Source organism: Streptomyces sp. SLBN-31, assembly GCF_006715395.1.
Classification (GTDB): domain Bacteria; phylum Actinomycetota; class Actinomycetes; order Streptomycetales; family Streptomycetaceae; genus Streptomyces.
In genome coordinates, this window is record NZ_VFNC01000001.1 from 3,297,026 (window position 1) to 3,313,587 (window position 16,562).

At 69.3% G+C, this 16,562-nt stretch carries 11 protein-coding genes and 1 pseudogene; 9 read left to right on the forward strand and 3 right to left on the reverse strand.

The features are described from left to right. Positions 1-187 precede the first annotated feature (187 nt). On the reverse strand, positions 188-1,144 hold the full coding sequence (locus tag FBY22_RS15205) for an alpha/beta hydrolase (RefSeq protein ID WP_142145931.1): 957 nt from the start codon (positions 1,142-1,144) through the stop codon (positions 188-190). Between the two features lie 141 nt (positions 1,145-1,285). After that, positions 1,286-1,603 (reverse strand): putative quinol monooxygenase, encoded by a 318-nt coding sequence (locus FBY22_RS15210; RefSeq protein WP_142145933.1) that lies wholly within the window; start codon positions 1,601-1,603, stop codon positions 1,286-1,288. Between the two features lie 155 nt (positions 1,604-1,758). Between FBY22_RS15210 and FBY22_RS15215 the strand changes: the two genes are divergently transcribed. The 3 genes and pseudogenes from FBY22_RS15215 to FBY22_RS15225 all read left to right on the forward strand — a co-directional run bounded on the left by FBY22_RS15215 (position 1,759) and on the right by FBY22_RS15225 (position 4,521). Continuing rightward, on the forward strand, positions 1,759-2,664 hold the full coding sequence (locus tag FBY22_RS15215; RefSeq protein WP_142145935.1) for an AraC family transcriptional regulator: 906 nt from the start codon (positions 1,759-1,761) through the stop codon (positions 2,662-2,664). Positions 2,665-2,820: 156 nt separating this feature from the next. Next, positions 2,821-3,568, forward strand: a pseudogene (locus tag FBY22_RS15220) (SDR family oxidoreductase). Positions 3,569-3,732: 164 nt separating this feature from the next. Then, positions 3,733-4,521, forward strand: coding sequence for a calcium-binding protein (locus FBY22_RS15225; RefSeq protein ID WP_142145937.1), 789 nt, complete (start codon positions 3,733-3,735; stop codon positions 4,519-4,521). A 91-nt stretch (positions 4,522-4,612) separates the two neighbouring features. On the opposite strand, the gene FBY22_RS15230 is transcribed toward FBY22_RS15225, so the two are convergent. Beyond that, a complete protein-coding gene (locus FBY22_RS15230; protein WP_142145939.1) occupies positions 4,613-6,442 on the reverse strand; it encodes a glycoside hydrolase family 6 protein in 1,830 nt (609 codons plus the stop codon). A 921-nt stretch (positions 6,443-7,363) separates the two neighbouring features. Between FBY22_RS15230 and FBY22_RS15235 the strand changes: the two genes are divergently transcribed. From FBY22_RS15235 to FBY22_RS15260, 6 genes are all read left to right on the forward strand, one after another. Next, a complete protein-coding gene (locus FBY22_RS15235) occupies positions 7,364-8,488 on the forward strand; it encodes a GH12 family glycosyl hydrolase domain-containing protein (RefSeq protein WP_142145940.1) in 1,125 nt (374 codons plus the stop codon). A 201-nt stretch (positions 8,489-8,689) separates the two neighbouring features. Beyond that, positions 8,690-9,712: a LacI family DNA-binding transcriptional regulator gene (locus FBY22_RS15240; RefSeq protein WP_142145942.1), complete on the forward strand. Its 1,023-nt coding sequence runs from the start codon at positions 8,690-8,692 to the stop codon at positions 9,710-9,712. Positions 9,713-10,280: 568 nt separating this feature from the next. Next, positions 10,281-11,849: an arabinofuranosidase catalytic domain-containing protein gene (locus FBY22_RS15245; protein ID WP_260844851.1), complete on the forward strand. Its 1,569-nt coding sequence runs from the start codon at positions 10,281-10,283 to the stop codon at positions 11,847-11,849. Positions 11,850-11,905: 56 nt separating this feature from the next. Further along, on the forward strand, positions 11,906-13,036 hold the full coding sequence (locus FBY22_RS15250) for an SGNH/GDSL hydrolase family protein (protein WP_142145944.1): 1,131 nt from the start codon (positions 11,906-11,908) through the stop codon (positions 13,034-13,036). 382 nt (positions 13,037-13,418) lie between these two features. Continuing rightward, positions 13,419-14,846, forward strand: coding sequence for an arabinofuranosidase catalytic domain-containing protein (locus FBY22_RS15255; protein WP_222127795.1), 1,428 nt, complete (start codon positions 13,419-13,421; stop codon positions 14,844-14,846). Between the two features lie 39 nt (positions 14,847-14,885). After that, on the forward strand, positions 14,886-16,535 hold the full coding sequence (locus FBY22_RS15260) for a ricin-type beta-trefoil lectin domain protein (protein ID WP_142145948.1): 1,650 nt from the start codon (positions 14,886-14,888) through the stop codon (positions 16,533-16,535). Positions 16,536-16,562: the final 27 nt, after the last annotated feature.

Consider the following 16,562-nt stretch of genomic DNA (forward strand, 5'->3'; position numbering starts at 1 on the left):
CCGCCTTGTCGTGAAGCAGAGAACACTTGTCCCACCCGACTTGCGCGGGCCGACATCGAGGGTGCAAGCAGTGTCGCACGACGCCCGCGCGTACGGGTTCCAACGCCTCTTCTCGCTGACCCTTGCTGCCTTGGATGCACCCATATTGATCAGCTCTTGATCCACCTGTGCTCCACCCCGCACACGGTCATGCGGAGAGCCGGCGGGCGAGCCAGTCCGTGCGGGTGCGACGGGCCGTGGTCGAGATGCGTGCCTGGGGGAACAGGGCGTCGAAGCCGTGGAAACCGCCTGCCCAGACGTGGAGTTCGGCCTGACCGCCGGCCGCCCAGATGCGGGAGGCGTAGTCCGCGTCCTCGTCGCGGAAGACCTCCGCCGAACCGGTGTCGATGTAGGCCGCCGGCAGGCCCGAGAGGTCGTCGGCGAGCGCGGGTGAGACATACGCGGGTATCTCGTCCTCGGTGAGGTCACCGAGGACGGCACGCCACCCGAAGGCGTTCATCTCGCCGGTCCACACGCCCGGCACGCCGGTGTACTGACGGCTGGAGGGCGTGGTGGCGCGGTGGTCGAGCATGGGACAGATCAGCACCTGGGCGACGATGGCCGGGGCGCCGAGATCGCGGGCCAGCAGGGCGACTCCGGCGGCGAGGCCTCCACCCGCGCTGGCGCCCGCGACGACGATCCGGTCGGGGTCGATGCCGAGTTCGGTGGCATGCTCCGCGATCCAGAGCAGTCCCTGGTAGCAGTCGTCCACGAGGGTGGTGCCGGTGGCCTCGGGGGCGAGCCGGTACTCGACGCTCACCACGACCGCGCCGAGTTCGTCGAGCCATTCCAGGGGGATGTCGATCTGGGAGAACCGGTCGCCCATGACCATTCCGCCGCCGTGCATCCAGTACACGCAGGGCGCGGCCTCGGGCCGTTCGGCGCGTGCGGACCGATAGACCGACAGGGGGATGGCAACTCCGTCCTCGGCCGGCACGGTGATCTCGCGACGGTCGACCTGCCGGCGCGCGAGGAGAGTGTCGACGGGCGTCGAGGGCAGCTGACGCAGCATCCTGAGGACTTCCGGGTCGAGCCGCGACATGAGCGGCATGTCGGCCAGCAGCTCACGGAGTTCGGGGTCGAGGGCCGGGCGTGCGCTGGTCATGAGGTGCTGCCTTTCGTTCTGTGCTGCAAGGGCAAGGGCAAGGGCAAGGGCAAGGGCAAGGGCAAGGGCAAGGGCAAGGGCAAGGGCAAGGGCAAGGGCAAGGGCAGGGCAGGGCAAGGGGAAGCGCGGCAGGTCGGGATCTCAGAAGGCGGCCTTGCCGAGGACCGGGACATGGTCGGTGTACTCGGACTCCTTGGCGAGCAGCCCGCCGATCCGCCCCACGATGGCCTGGGCGGCCTCGCCGGCGAAGAGCCGGTGGTGGTCCTCCTCGCTGGTCCAGCCCTCGACCACCTGCACCACGTCGGGGTCGGACGCGGAGCGGGAGACGAGATAGACGAGGCAGTGTTCGCTCGCCCCGGGGCTGCCCTCGTCCAGGCCTGTCAGCAGGAGTTCGACGAGCCGGTCGCCCATGCCCGGCCGGGCGGTCAGAGTGGCGTGGAAACCATAGGTGGCGATCATGGATGCCTCTTCTCGGTCGATGGAGTGGCGTTGTCTGCTCACTGATGCCAGTCAACCGCTCTGACCTGCGTAAACGATAGAACGAAGCTCTCCGTGACTTGCACGATCCTCGCGACCCAGGGGGTGAAGGTGTCGGTCGGTGCTGCAATGAGGGCATGTGCCTCGAAGAGATCCGCACCTTGCTGGCGCGGCATGTCCGCCCCGACTGGACCACGGCCGTCGACGGCGTCCTGATCTCGAAGGTGGACCGGCCGGATCCGCCGTCGCCGTCGATGTCCGGGACGGTCCTCGCCGTCATCGCGCAGGGCGCCAAACGCCTCGCCCTCGGCGACCGCGTCTACGAGTACGGTCCCGGCCAGTACCTGGTCGCCTCCGTCGACCTGCCCGTCACGGGGGAGTTCCTCCAGGTCGCCCCCGGGCGGCCGGCCCTCGGCTTCGGCCTCACACTGGAGGCGTCCGCCATCGCCGAACTGCTGTTGCAGGCGGGGCCCGGAGACATTCCCCGCGCCGGTGCGGCCGCGCCCTCGGGCATCGCGGTCAGCGATGCGCCGGCACCGCTGCTGGACGCGTTGGTCCGGCTGCTGCGCCTGCTGGACGAACCCCGGGACCGGGCAGTGCTGGCACCCCTGATCAAGCGCGAGATCCTGTGGCGGCTGATCACCGGCGAGCAGGGGGCGACGGTGCGTCAACTCGGCCTGGCCGACAGCGGCCTGAGCCACATCTCCCGGGCCGTGCGCTGGATCCGCGAGCACTTCGCGGAGCCTTTCCGGGTCGAGGACGTCGCGCGCATGTCCGGCATGAGCGCCTCCGCCTTCTACCGCAACTTCCAGGCGGTGACCGCGATGAGCCCGATCCAGTTCCAGAAGCAGATCCGGCTGCAGGAGGCCCGCCTGCTGCTCGCCACCCACCCCGGCGACGTCACCGGGGTCGGCCGGCGCGTCGGGTACGACAATCCCTCACAGTTCAGCCGGGAGTACCGCCGCCAGTTCGGCGCACCCCCCAGCCGGGACGCGGCCCGCATCCGCAACTCCGAACGCACCCCCGCGACCGCCCTGCCCTGAGGGAGACGAACGGGCAGAATCGTGCACGGAGCAGCGAGGATGGTTCTACCGTCTGCCCAGGTCAGACCGGTGAAATGGGATCCGTAACCCCCCACGGTCCCTCCGCGAGGCGAGAATCCCGCCCCGTGGATCCCATCCCGTCATGAGGACTCCGCCATGAACACGCTTCTGATCACCGGCACTTCGTCCGGCTACGGACAGCAGACCGCCCGCCACTTCCACGCGCAGGGGTGGAACGTCGTCGCCACCATGCGCACCCCGCGCCCGGGGCTCCTCCCCGAGTCGGACCGGCTCCGCCTCGTCGCACTCGACGTGACCGACCCCGACAGCATCGCCGCGGCGATCGAGGCGGCGGGGCCCGTCGACGTCCTGGTCAACAACGCGGGCGTGCCCTCCATGGGCGTGTTCGAGGGCACACCCATGGCCCGCGTACGCGAGGTCTTCGAGACCAACACCTTCGGCGATGGCGACGACGCAGGCGGTGCTGCCGCAGTTCCGGGAGCGCGGTTCCGGAGTGGTGGTCAACGTGACCTCCAGCGTGGTGCTGGGGCACATGCCGCTGTCTGCCGTCTACAAGGCGAGCAAGATGGCCGTCGAGGGGTTCACGGCGTCCCTCGCCCTCGAACTGGAGCCGTTCGGCGTGCGGGCCAGGACGGTCGAGCCGGGCGCCTGTCTGACGACGAACTTCGCCGCCAGGGCGACGGACGGCGCCTCACCGGACGAGCTGGTGCCGGAGCCCTACCGCGCCTTCGCGAAGAAGGCCATGGACGAATTCGCCGGCCAGGACCTCTTCACCCGGGAAGGCGACGTGGCCGAGACGGTCTGGCGCGCCGTGCACGACACGACCGGGCAGCTGCGCTTCCCCGCCGGCCCAGACGCGGTCCGCCTGGCCCAGGCGAAGTGACGGACAAACGGCAGCAGTTGACGCAAGTGCCGCCCCGCGCAGGGCAACGGTCGACCGGGTTCGGCAGTCGTACGGGGTGACACACGTCCGTTCACAGCTCTCACCGTCAAGCGCCGCCGCTCGTGGGGTGGTTGGCAACAGGGCCTTTGTTCCGGGGAGGAATCATGATCCGTAGACCTGTTGCCGGGGTGATACGTACAGGCGCGGTGGTGGGGGCCGCCGCCGGCCTTCTGGTGGGGGCCGGCGCCTCGGCCGACGCCGCGTCCGACAGCACACCGAGCGATCCCGTGGTCAGCGGTGTCACCGTCAACTCGGGGCACGACGTGATCGTGGGCATCACGCACAACGTGTCGTTCCCGGTGACCGTCACCGGGTCGGACGACTCGGGCCTGCTCTCCGCGGACGTGGATCTGAAGGGGCCGCACGGCGGCTTCTACACCACCGATGCCATGTGCGAGAGCGGTACGGCGTGCACCATGGTGTTCACCGTCAACGCGCACCCGGCCCCGGGAAGCGACGACCCGGTGGACCTGGCGAACGCCAACGCGGGCACCTGGTCGGTCGACACCTTGGTCGACGCCAACGACGGCGACTCCGTGTTCGCCCCGAGCGTGGGGTCCTTCGGCCTCAAGCGAGCGGCGCAGCTGACCGTGAACGCCGCGCCGGAACCCGTCTCCAAGGGCGCCTACATCACCGTCACCGGCAAGCTCGTCCGGGCCAACTGGGACACCTACCGGTACGCGGGATACGCGGGCCGGGCCGTGAAACTCCAGTTCCGTCCGAAGGACAGCAGCACCTACACCACCGTCGCCACGGTGACCACCAGTAACACCGGCACGCTGTCCACCAAGGTCAAGGCGGTCCGGGACGGCTACTGGCGCTGGAACTTCGCGGGCTCCACGACCACCGGTCCCGCCAAGGCCGCCGGCGACTACGTCGACGTACGCCCCTGACCCGCGAGTCCGGCACCTGCTCGATCCATCGGGGCCGGCCTCAACGAGGACCGGCCCCGACGGGTACTCACCACTTCACGGCGTCACCGCGTCACGACAGAGGCGGGTAGGCGTTCTGCATGAGTTGCCGGAACTGGGCGGAGAACCAGTGCCCGGCCAGCGGCGCGTTCGGCAGGGCGCCGGTGGGGTTGTTGCCGTTGAGGACGTTGCCACCGTAGGTGGGGTCACACATGCGGTCGAAGCCCTTGCCCTCGTCGTTGGAGACGGCGGAGCTGGCACCGTCGGACTCGCCCGGGGGCTTGACCCACACGTAGGCGTCGATTCCGGCGGCCGGAGAGGCGGTCGGCCGCTGGCCGAGGCCGGCACCGCTCTGGTTGCACCAGTTGCCGGCGTGGATGCGCCGGTCGATGCGGCCGCCGTTGACGTAGTCGTCGACCGAGGTCAGCGGTCCGGGGCCGGTGGGCCGGGCGGAGCCGCCCCAGCCGTTGCGGGAGGTGTCGATCAGCATGCCCAGACCGGAGTTGAACCCGGCCGCGACCAGCTTGTCCCGCAGCGCGACGGCGTACGACTGCTCGTCCACGTACTGGTTCCAGTCGACCCACTTCGACTGGCGCACGGTCTGCCCGTTGACCGTGTCGGTGACCTTGAAGTTCGGTTCCTTGGTGGGGCTGTAGTTGGCGGTGTTGACGATGAACCCCGTCACGTCGTTCACGCTCGCGCCGTTGGTCGTGGCGACCTTGGCGAACTCCTGCACGGCCGGCCCGAGGTTGCTGTCCCAGCCGAGCCACCCGTGGTGACCGGCGTCGATGTAGTTGTAGACGTTGGGGATGGCCCCGAGCTTGTCCAGGGCGTAGGAGACGCCCTTCTCGTAGTTGCCGTTGCTCTTCATGGTCACGCAGGCGGCGGTGGTGCTGTTGGTGCCGCCGGCGTTGGTGACCAGGTTGGGCAGCGAGTCGGGTTCGATGACCGTGGCGATCCGCAGGCCCGCGTACTTGGAGTCGGACAGGATGGTGGCGATGGGGTCGATGTACTGGGACTTGTACTTGTCGATGTCGTCCGGCCCGAGTTCGCCATTGGAGGCGAGGGCGGCGCAGTCGCGGCCGGGCAGGTCGTAGATGACCAGCTGGACGACGAGTTCGCCGGAGCCCTTCTGCTTCAGCGCTTCGTCGAGGTGGGCGCGCAGGCCCATGCCACCGTTCACGCCGTTGATGGCGGCGATCCGGTCGAGCCATACGGCGGTGGACTGGTCGGCGATCCGGCTGCCACCCGGCTCGGCGGCGGCGTGCGCAGACCACTCGGGGTTCACATAACCCTTGGCCCCGGCATAGGGATTGTCGACCCGGCCGCCGCTGCCGCCACCGTTGTCTCCGCCCGTGCTGCCGCCCGTGGTGCCGCCTGTGCTTCCACCGGTGGTGCCGCCTGTGCTTCCACCGGTGGTGCCACCGGTGCTGCCGCCTGTGCTTCCTCCGGTGGTGCCACCAGTGCTGCCACCCGAGCCGCCGTCGTCGACATTGCAGGTGACGCCGTCGAGGGTGAAGGTCGCGGGCACGGCGTTGGTGCCGCTGTAGGACCCGTTGAAGCCGAAGCTCACCGAACCACCGCTCGCCAGCGCGCCGTTGTAGCTCTCATTGGCCGCGGTGACGGCGGCACCGCTCTGGGTGAGCTTCGCATTCCAGAAGTTCGTGACCTTCTGGTTGCCGGAGTACGACCACTTGACGGCCCAACTCGACTTGGCCGTGCCGTTGTTGGTGACCGTGACGGCCGCGGTGAAGCCGGTGTCCCACTGGTTCTGCACCTTGTAGTCCACGGTGCAGGGGGTCGAGGCGGTGGCGGCGCCGGCCGGCAGCGTCAGGAGCGCCGTCCCGGAGGTGCCGGCGACCAGCGCAAGCGCGGCGACGAGCGACATTCTCGTACGACTCATGAGTGCGGGTTCCTTCTCCCTGAAGTGGTCATGCGGGTTGAGGACGTGCGGAGTTCGCGCAGCCCGAAGGGACGCGCAGGGCGCGCGTGGCCGTGCCGTTGGCAGCACGGAGCAGACTCGCCTGGTGCTGGTGGGCCGACTCTCAGGCCGGGGGAGGAGTTGATCGCCGTGCCGTCCGCGTGCCGGCCGAGGAGACGGCGGCGGCCCGGGCGACGGTGGCGGTCGAGGAGACCGGCAGGACCGGCCGGCCCCGGCTCACGTGGGACCCGGCTTCGTCGGCGATGGTAAAAGTGCTGAACGCGGGGGGTGTCGCATGAGCGACTCCTTGCAGCTTGGCGCATCGTGACGGATGCGTCGACTGATGGAACCGCTCCCACTGGTGCAACGGACGGTAGCGCCAACACAACTGATTGCACAGGGGTGTTGCTCGATTTTTCGAGCTCGTTCGCTTCGAACGATTCAACTTCTTAACGTCTTGACCGGAGCCGCCCCCTTCCCCACTATTGGGAGCGCTCCCACTGGTTCAAGCCTTGACCCCCCTCGAGCCGCTCTCGCAAGGAGGGAACCAGAAACATGAATTCCGGACGCGTGCACGGAGTCGGGCCCCGGTCCGCGCCGAACGCCGGCCGGGGCGGACCATGGCCCGAAGGTTACGATCCGCCACGCAGACGCCTCGTCGGTGGCCGCCGGCTCGTACGCGGAGCCTCTCCAACCGCCCCCCTCTGAAGCTTTGCGTGCGCGACTCCGTCGCAAGCCGACGGGGTCACCCCGCCGGGCGGTCCTCACCCCCCGAGGGTCGCCCGGCACCCGATCTTGTCAGGGGCATGATCTTCGACTCCTGCCCCTGTGAGATTGCATTGGGAGCGCTCCCAAGCAAATGGGCGCTCTCGCCGTCCCCTCACACCCCTGCGGAGGAACCGCATGCAACATTCGAAACCGCGAGCCAGGGTGCGAGCCCTGCTCGGCACGCTGCTCACGTCACTTCTCGCGCTGACGGCGCTCCTGACCGCGACTTCGCCGTCGCATGCCGACACGACCATCTGTGAGCAGTTCGGCTCGACCACGATCCAGGGCCGGTACGTCGTTCAGAACAACCGCTGGGGGACCAGCGCCACCCAGTGCATCACCGCCACGAACTCCGGTTTCAGGATCGCCCAGGCGGACGGCTCGGTCCCGACCAACGGCGCCCCGAAGTCCTACCCTTCGGTGTTCAACGGCTGCCACTACACCAACTGCTCGCCCGGAACCAACCTCCCGGCCCGGCTGAGCTCGATCTCGAGCGCGCCCTCGAGCATTTCCTACAGCTACGTCAACAACGCGGTCTACGACGCCGCGTACGACATCTGGCTGGACCCCACACCCCGCACCGACGGCGTGAACCGCACCGAGATCATGATCTGGCTCAACCGCGTGGGATCCGTCCAGCCGGTCGGCTCGCAGACCGGCACCGCCACCGTGGCCGGGCGTTCGTGGCAGGTGTGGTCCGGCAACAACGGCTCCAACGACGTACTGTCCTTCGTCGCGCCGTCGGCGATCGACAGCTGGAGCTTCGACGTGATGGACTTCCTCCGGCAGGCCGTCTCCCGTGGACTCGCTCAGGACAACTGGTATCTGACGAGCGTTCAGGCGGGCTTCGAGCCCTGGCAGAACGGCGCCGGACTGGCCGTGACGTCGTTCTCCTCGACCGTGAACCTCGGCGGCGGCACCCCCGGCGGCCCCGGTGGCTCGTCGGCCTGCAAGGTGACCTACGGCACGAACGTGTGGCAGGGCGGCTTCACCGCCGACGTCACGGTGGCCAACGGAGGTTCCTCCCCGGTGAACGGCTGGAATCTGGCCTTCACCCTGCCCGCGGGACAGAAGGTCACGAGTTCGTGGAACGCGAACCTCTCCGGCTCCTCGGGGGCGGTGACGGCCGGCGGTACGCAGTACAACGGGAACATCGCGGCCGGCGGACAGGTGTCCTTCGGGTTCCAGGGCACCTACGACGGGACCTTCGCCAAGCCGGCCGGCTTCACCCTGAACGGAACGGCCTGCACCACGGCCTAGAAGCGCCGGCACGCGTCGCCTGACGGCCCCCCACCGGGGCGGGCGGGAGGAACCGCCCGCCCCGCCCGGCGACGACCACCACCCCCACGACGGTCTTCGATCCCGACTTCCTTCGGCCAGGCCTCAGTTGATGACGCGCCGAAGAGTCGTGTGCCCCGTACCTCGGGCCGTAGGATCGGTGATCTCGTGGGGGAGGTGGTGATGGGCAAGCGACGCCCTGGGGCGCCGACGCTGGAAGAGGTGGCCGCCCACGCCGGGGTGGGGCGGGGCACGGTCTCCCGAGTCGTCAACAACGCGGCCGGAGTCAAGGAGTCGACACGCCGTGCCGTGCAACGCGCCATCGAGGAACTGGGGTACGTGCCCAACCTCGCCGCCCGGTCCCTGGCCGGGAGACGGGCCGACGCGGTGGCGCTGGTGCTCACGGAGCCGGACTGGAGGATGTTCGCCGAGCCCTTCTTCTCGGAGATCGTCCGCTCGCTCGGCGACGCGTTGGCGGACACCGGGATGCAACTGCTGCTGACCCTGGTCCGTTCGGAGGACGAGCGCCAACGCTTCCTGGAGTACGCGCGGGGCGGCCGGGTCGACGGGGTCCTGATGATGTCCGTGCACGCCGACGATCGACTGCCCGACATGCTGGCCGAGGCGCGGTTGCCGACCGTGCTGTTGGGACGCCGCTCGGGCGACGAGTACATCAGCTACGTGGACGCGGACAACGTCGGCGGTGCCCGCAACGCCGTGTCCCGTCTGCTGAAACAGGGCCGCAGGACGATCGCCACGATCACGGGCCCGCTGGACATGTACGTCGCCCAATGCCGGCTGCGCGGCTATCAGGACGCCCTGGAATCGGCCGGTCTGAAAGGCTCGCGGTCCCTGGTCGCCGAGGGCGACTTCACCGAGGACAGCGGGCGCCGCTCCATGGCGGAACTCCTGCGACGACACCCGGAGATCGACGGCGTCCTCGCCGCGTCCGACACCTCGGCGGCGGGGGCGCTGCAGGCGCTGCGGGCGGCCGGACGGCGGGTGCCGGAGGACGTCGCCGTGATCGGATTCGACGACTTCTCACTGGCCCAGCGCACCGAGCCACGCCTGACGACCGTGCGTCAGCCGGTGGAGGACATGGGACGAGCCATGATCAGACTGTTGCTGGAGGAGATGGAGGAGCCCTTCGTCGCCTGGCGGCACGTCATCCTGCGTACGGAACTGATCGTCCGCGAATCGGCCTGAGCCGCACGTGTGTTCCGCCTTCCGGCAAAGACCGTGAACCGTAGGCGAATCGGTTCGACGTAAGCGCTTCGACGGGAGGTCGGGACCGGCTGTCCGCGGAGTCACTGGCGTACCGCCGGAGGGGGCTCCGAAGCCGACGTACCGTCAGAAGAGCATCGCATGGGTCGCTTTCTGCGTGCTGGCCTTTTTGGTGCGACGCACCACCACGCCCCAGCTCATGGGCGTAATGAGGAGTCCTCAGAGGGCCGGGCCCCGCCGTCGGCCTCACCCGCGTGGCCCGCGGCATCCACGGCGCAGGCGACCGCGTTGTCGTCCGTCCGCCGCCGCACCGCAACTTTTCGACGCTGCAAACGCCTTGCGAACCGCGTGAATCAGCAGTCGAATCGATTCGCGACGAGGTTCACAGCAGGGGACTCCGCACGCTTTACCACCCCGCAAGACCCGGAGCATCGTCTCCCCCGGAACCTCTCTGCAATCCCACTGCACCACGGCACGTTCGAGCGCTTCGACACTCGTCAGCGCCACCACCACACCCCGCGCGGGTTGCGCCGGCACGTAGGGAGTTCAGATGGGAACCACACGGACAAGACGCCGCCGGCTGCCCGGCCGCGGCGCCCTGCTGACCGCCGTACGGCACAGAGTGAGACCGTCACCCGCGACAGCCGTGCGCCCGGCCCGTTCCCGGTGGTGGACGTCGGCCCGGGTCGGCGCCGCGGCCGCCCTCGTCGCCGGAGCTCTGGCCGGGGCGACGGCCACGGCCGGAACGGCCCGCGCGGCCACGACCGGTCCCTGCGACATCTACGCCTCGGGCGGCACCCCCTGCGTTGCGGCGCACAGCACGACGCGCGCCCTGTACGCCTCGTACAACGGGCCGCTGTACCAGGTCCGTCGTTCCTCGGACAACACCACTCGGAACATCGGCGTCCTGACCGCGGGCGGGTATGCCGACGCCTCCGCCCAGGACTCGTTCTGCTCGGGGACGACCTGCCTGATCACGGTCGTCTACGACCAGTCGGGCCGCGGCAACAACCTCACCCAGGCGCCCGGCGGCGGTGCCGCGGGCGGCCCCGACAACCTCGCCAACGCCACCGCCGCCCCCACCACGGTGGGCGGCCACAAGGCCTACGGCGTCTTCGTGGCACCCGGCACCGGCTACCGCAACAACCACACCAACGGCATCGCCACCGGGGACAACCCGGAGGGCATGTACGCGATCCTGGACGGGACGCACTACAACGGCGGTTGCTGCTTCGACTACGGCAACGCCGAGACGGACAGCAACGACGACGGCAACGGCACGATGGAGGCCATCTACTTCGGCAACATCAAGGTCTGGGGTTACGGCAGCGGCAACGGCCCCTGGATCATGGCCGATCTGGAGAACGGCCTCTTCTCCGGGGTCAACCAGCACTACAACGCGGGCGACCCCTCCATCAGCCACCGCTACACGACCGCCATCATCAAGGGCGGCCCCAACCACTGGGCCATCCGCGGCGGCAACGCCCAGTCCGGTGCCCTGTCCACCTTCTACGACGGGGTCCGCCCCAACGTCGCGGGCTACAACCCGATGCGCAAGCAGGGCGCCATCATCCTCGGCATCGGCGGCGACAACAGCAAGGGCGCCCAAGGCACCTTCTACGAGGGCGTGATGACCTCCGGCTATCCGTCGGACGCCACCGAGAACGCGGTCCAGGCCAACATCACCGCGGTCGGCTACGGCAATTCCTCCGGAGGCGGTACGAGTACCGGCGCGCTGCACGCGGCGGGCGCGGGCAAGTGCCTGGACGTGCCGAACTCCTCCACCACGGCTGGTACGCAGCTGCAGATCTGGGACTGCAGCGGTGGCGCCAACCAGACCTGGACCCGCACGTCCTCCGGTCAGCTGACCGTCTACAGCGGCAGCAGTCAGCTGTGCCTGGACGCGTACAACAACCAGACCTCGGCCGGCACCAAGGTGGTGACCTGGCCGTGCAACGGCGGCGCCAACCAGCAGTGGCAGCTCAACTCCGACGGCACCGTCATCGGCACCCAGTCCGGGCTCTGCCTCGATGTCACCGGTGCCTCCACGGCCAACGGCGCCCTGGCCGAACTCTGGCCGTGCAACGGCGGCTCCAACCAGCAGTGGAACCTCAGCTGACCGATTCGTGTGTTCGTTCGCCCCCACCCACTGTCCCGCACCAGTGAGGAACGCTCATGAAGAAGTACCTCTTACCTCTGGCCGTGGCGTTGACGGCCGCGCTGGGCATCGGCGCCGCGTCACCCGCGACGGCCGCCACCGGCAGCGGGTCGCCGCCTTCCGCGGACCGTGCCGCCGCAGCGCCCGCCGCCCTGCGGCTGATGCCGTTGGGTGACTCGATCACCTGGGGCGTCGGCAGCCCGTCCGGAAACAGCTACCGCAGCTTCCTGTGGAACCAGCTGGCGTCCGAGGGGCACACGCTGGACTTCGTCGGCTCGGGCCGCAACGGCGGCATGTCCGACCCGGACAACGAAGGCCACTCCGGCTGGCGGATCGACCAGATCGCCGGCATCGCGGACTCCGTGCTGGCCCGCTACCGCCCTAACGTGGTCACCCTGGAGATCGGCACCAACGACCTCAACGGCAACTACCAGATCCCGACCGCGCCCGACCGGCTGCGTGCGCTCATCGACCAGATCGTCCGCGACGCCCCCGACGCCACCGTCCTGGTCGGCACGGTGATCGTCTCCACGAGCGGCACCGAGGAAGCCAACCGACCCGCATTCAACGCCAAGCTGCCCGGGATCGTCCAGGCGGAGCAGGCCGCCGGCAAGCACGTACGCCTGGTGGACATGAGCGCCCTGACCAGCGCTGACCTGTCCGATTCCCTGCATCCCAATGACAACGGCTTCCGCAAGATGGCGGACGCCTTCAACACGGGGGTACAGGCCGCGGACGCGGCGGGCTGGATCAAGTCACCGCCATCGGCGGACGGCCAGGTCCGCTCCGGAATCGCAGGCAAGTGTCTTGACGTGAGCGGCGGCAACAGCGCCAACGGGACCGCCGTGGACATCGCGACATGCAACGGCTCCGCCGCGCAGCAATGGTCCGCCCGCTCCGACGGCACGCTGCGGGCGCTCGGCAAGTGCCTCGATGCCACCGGCCGCGGCACCGCCAACGGCACCAGGATCGGGATCTGGGACTGCAACGGCGGCAGTAACCAGCAGTGGCAGTCCTACGGCGGCGGCTACCGCAATCCTGCCTCCGGCCGCTGCCTCGACGATCCCGAGTCGTCCACCGCCGACGGCACCCAACTGGTCCTGTGGGACTGCAACGGCGGCGCCAACCAGCAGTGGAACCTCATGTGAGGTGACCGGGGTCCGTGAACACCGCGTCCGGCACGGCGGTCGTCGCCGGACGCGGCTTTCGGCATGCCCTCGAACGGCCTCCATCGAGCGTCAGACATGGGATGAATAGCGTCTTCGATTACCTGGACAGCGCTATTGACACGGCTGCGAGCCTGTGAGATCACTATGCGTCATGGGATGTCTGAGTGTTCCTTGTGGGCGCTCTCGGGCGAACTGACGGGAGCGGTCGACACCCCTTTTCGAGCCCTTTCGGGCAGGCACAGCACTTTCCGTCCCCTTCCCCCCCGCACACCGAGGACACGGAATGCAGCCTTCATCCGCTCCGCCCTGCCGCCCCGCGGCTCGCACGCCACGCTTACCGGCGGCCGCAGCCGTATGCGTGCTGGCCATGCTGGCCATGTTGCTGGCCGGCGCGCCGACGTGGTCGGCACCGGCATCCGCGGCGTCCCTGGTGAGTTCCGCGTCGGGACGCTGCCTCGATGTCAGGGGCAACGTCGACACGTCGGGCACCGCACTGCAGATCTGGGACTGCAACGGCCAGGCCAACCAGGCGTTCGAGCTCACGGCTGCGGGCGAGCTGAGGACAATGAACGGCACCAGGTGCGTGGACGCCTACGACAACCGGACGGCGCCCGGGGCCCCAGTGGTCATCCGCCCGTGCGACGGATCGGCGACCCAGACGTGGCGCGAGAACTCCGACGGGTCCGTCACCGGCACCGCGTCCGGGTTCTGCCTGGACGTCAACGGGGCGGCAACGGCCAACGGCACGGCGGTCATCCTGTGGACCTGCAACGGCCAGAGCAACCAGAAGTGGACCACGGCGACGGCTCCGCCCCCGCCCGGCAGCCCGGGGCCGTGCGACATCTACGCCGCCGGCGGCACGCCGTGCGTGGCCGCGCACAGCACGGTGCGGGCGCTGTACGCCTCGTACAACGGCCCCCTGTACCAGGTCAGGCGCGCCTCGGACAACGCGACGAAGGACATCGGAGTGCTGGCGACGGGCGGGTTCGCGAATGCGGCCGGCCAGGACGCGTTCTGCGGGGGCACCTCGTGCGTGATCACGGTCGTCCGCGACCAGTCCGGACACGGCAACGACCTCTGGTACCAGGGGTCGGCACAGGTCCCCGGATCGAGCCAGAGCAGTCCCGCGAAGGCGACCTCGGAGTCACTGACCGCCGGCGGCACCAAGGCGTACTCGTTGTACATCAACCCCGGCAACAGCTACTGGCGGGACGGCCATCTGACGGGCGTGCCGACCGGTTCGGCGCCCGAAGGGGCGTACATGGTGACCAGCGGCACCCACGTCAACGGTGGCTGCTGCTTCGACTACGGCAACAGCGAGACGACCAGGAAGGCCGACGCCGCCGGGGCGATGGACGCGATCAACTTCGGTACCGAGTGCTGGTTCGGCGGCTGCTCCGGCAGCGGTCCCTGGGTGCAGGCCGATCTCGAGTGGGGCCTGTACCCGGGCGGCAGCCAGTCCTGGAACCCCAACCAGCGGGCGTTTCCGAGCAAGTTCGTCACCGCGATGCTGAAGAACAACGGCACCTCGAGGTTCGCCCTCAAGGGCGGCAACGCCCAGTCAGGGGCCCTGACCACGCTGTGGGACGGCGGACTTCCCGGCGGATACAGCCCGATGAAGAAACAGGGTGCCATCGTCCTCGGCAGCGGCGGCGACTGCTGCAAGCCCGGCGGCGGCGCCAACCTGAGCGCCGGCACCTTCTACGAGGGCGCCATGGTCGCCGGCTACCCCTCCGACGCGACCGACAACGCCGTGCAGGCCAACATCACCGCCGCCGGCTACCGCTGACCCACCTCGCCCTCAACTCGGCCCAGGAGTCGATGACTTATGCCCACGACCACACCGGGAACCAGACGCTTACGGCCCCTGCCCCCGCTCCCGTCCCTGCGCAGAATCCTGGCGCTCGTCTTCTCGACCGTGCTGCTCACGGCGGCCGCCCCGCTCCTCTTCCTCGGCACGGCGCAGCCCGCCGCCGCGCTCGGCAACGGGCTCGCGCCCACCCCGCAGATGGGCTTCAACGACTGGAACGCGTACGGCTGCAATGTCTCCGAGTCGCTGATCAAGTCCACCGCCCAGGCGATGCACACCAACGGCATGCAGGCGGCGGGTTACACGTACGTCAACATCGACGACTGCTGGATGACCCACAACCGGGACTCCGGCGGACACCTGGTGCCGGACCCGGCCAAGTTCCCCGACGGCATCAAGGGCACCGCCGACTACGTCCACTCGCTGGGGCTGAAGCTGGGCATCTACGAGGACGCGGGCACCGCGACCTGCGCGGGATACCCGGGCAGCCTCGGACACGAGACCACGGACGCGCAGTCCTTCGCGTCGTGGGGCGTGGACTACCTCAAGTACGACAACTGCAACAACAACGGCGTCCCCGCGCGCACCCGCTACACCACGATGCGGGACGCCCTGGCGGCCACCGGGCGGCCGATCCTGTACAGCCTGTGCAACTGGGGCCAGGAGAACGTGTGGACCTGGGGTGCGAGCGTGGGAAACAGCTGGCGCACCACCGGAGACATCAGCCCCACGTACTCCAGCATGCTGTCGATCTTCCACAGCAACGTCGGACTGGCCTCCTACGCCGGACCGGGCCACTGGAACGACCCGGACATGCTGGAGATCGGCAACGGCTCGATGACGGCCACCGAGAACCGCAGTGAGTTCAGTCTGTGGGCGGAGATGGCCGCACCGCTGATCGCCGGCACCAACATCCCGCAGGCCAGCGCCTCCACCCTGTCCGTCCTCACCAACTCCCGCGTGATCGCGGTCGACCAGGACCCCCTCGGCAAGCAGGGCACCCTCGTGTCCTCCTCGGGCGGCCTGGACGTGCTGGCCAAGCCGCTGGCCAACGGGGACGTGTCGGTGGCCCTGTTCAACGAGACGGGCTCCACGGCGACCATCACCACCACCGCGGCCGCCATCGGCAAGACCGGGGCGACCTCCTACACCCTCACCGACCTGTGGTCGGGCGCCACCTCGACCACCTCCGGCACCATCAGCGCCTCGGTGCCGGCCCACGGCACCGTGATGTACCGGGTCGCGGGCGGCACCGGCGGCGGTACGACCGCTGTGACCGGCCCACTGCACGCCGTCGGTTCGGGCAAGTGCCTGGACGTACCGAACTCGACCACCACCGCGGGCACCCGGGTGGAGATCTGGACCTGCAACGGCGGCGCCAACCAGACCTGGACGCACACCGCCTCCGACCAGCTCACCGTCTACTCGGGCAGCGGTCAGCTGTGCCTGGACGCCTACGACAACCAGACCACGCCGGGCACGAAGGTGGAGATCTGGCAGTGCAACGGCCAGAGCAACCAGCAGTGGTCGCTGAATTCCGACGGCACGGTCACCGGCCGCCAGTCCGGCCTGTGCCTGGGCGTCGCCGCGGGCGCCACGGCCGACGGAGCCCTCACGGAGCTCCAGACGTGCAACGGGAGCAGCAGCCAGCGATGGACGCTGGGCTGACTCCGTGCCGCCCCTCCGCACCGCCAC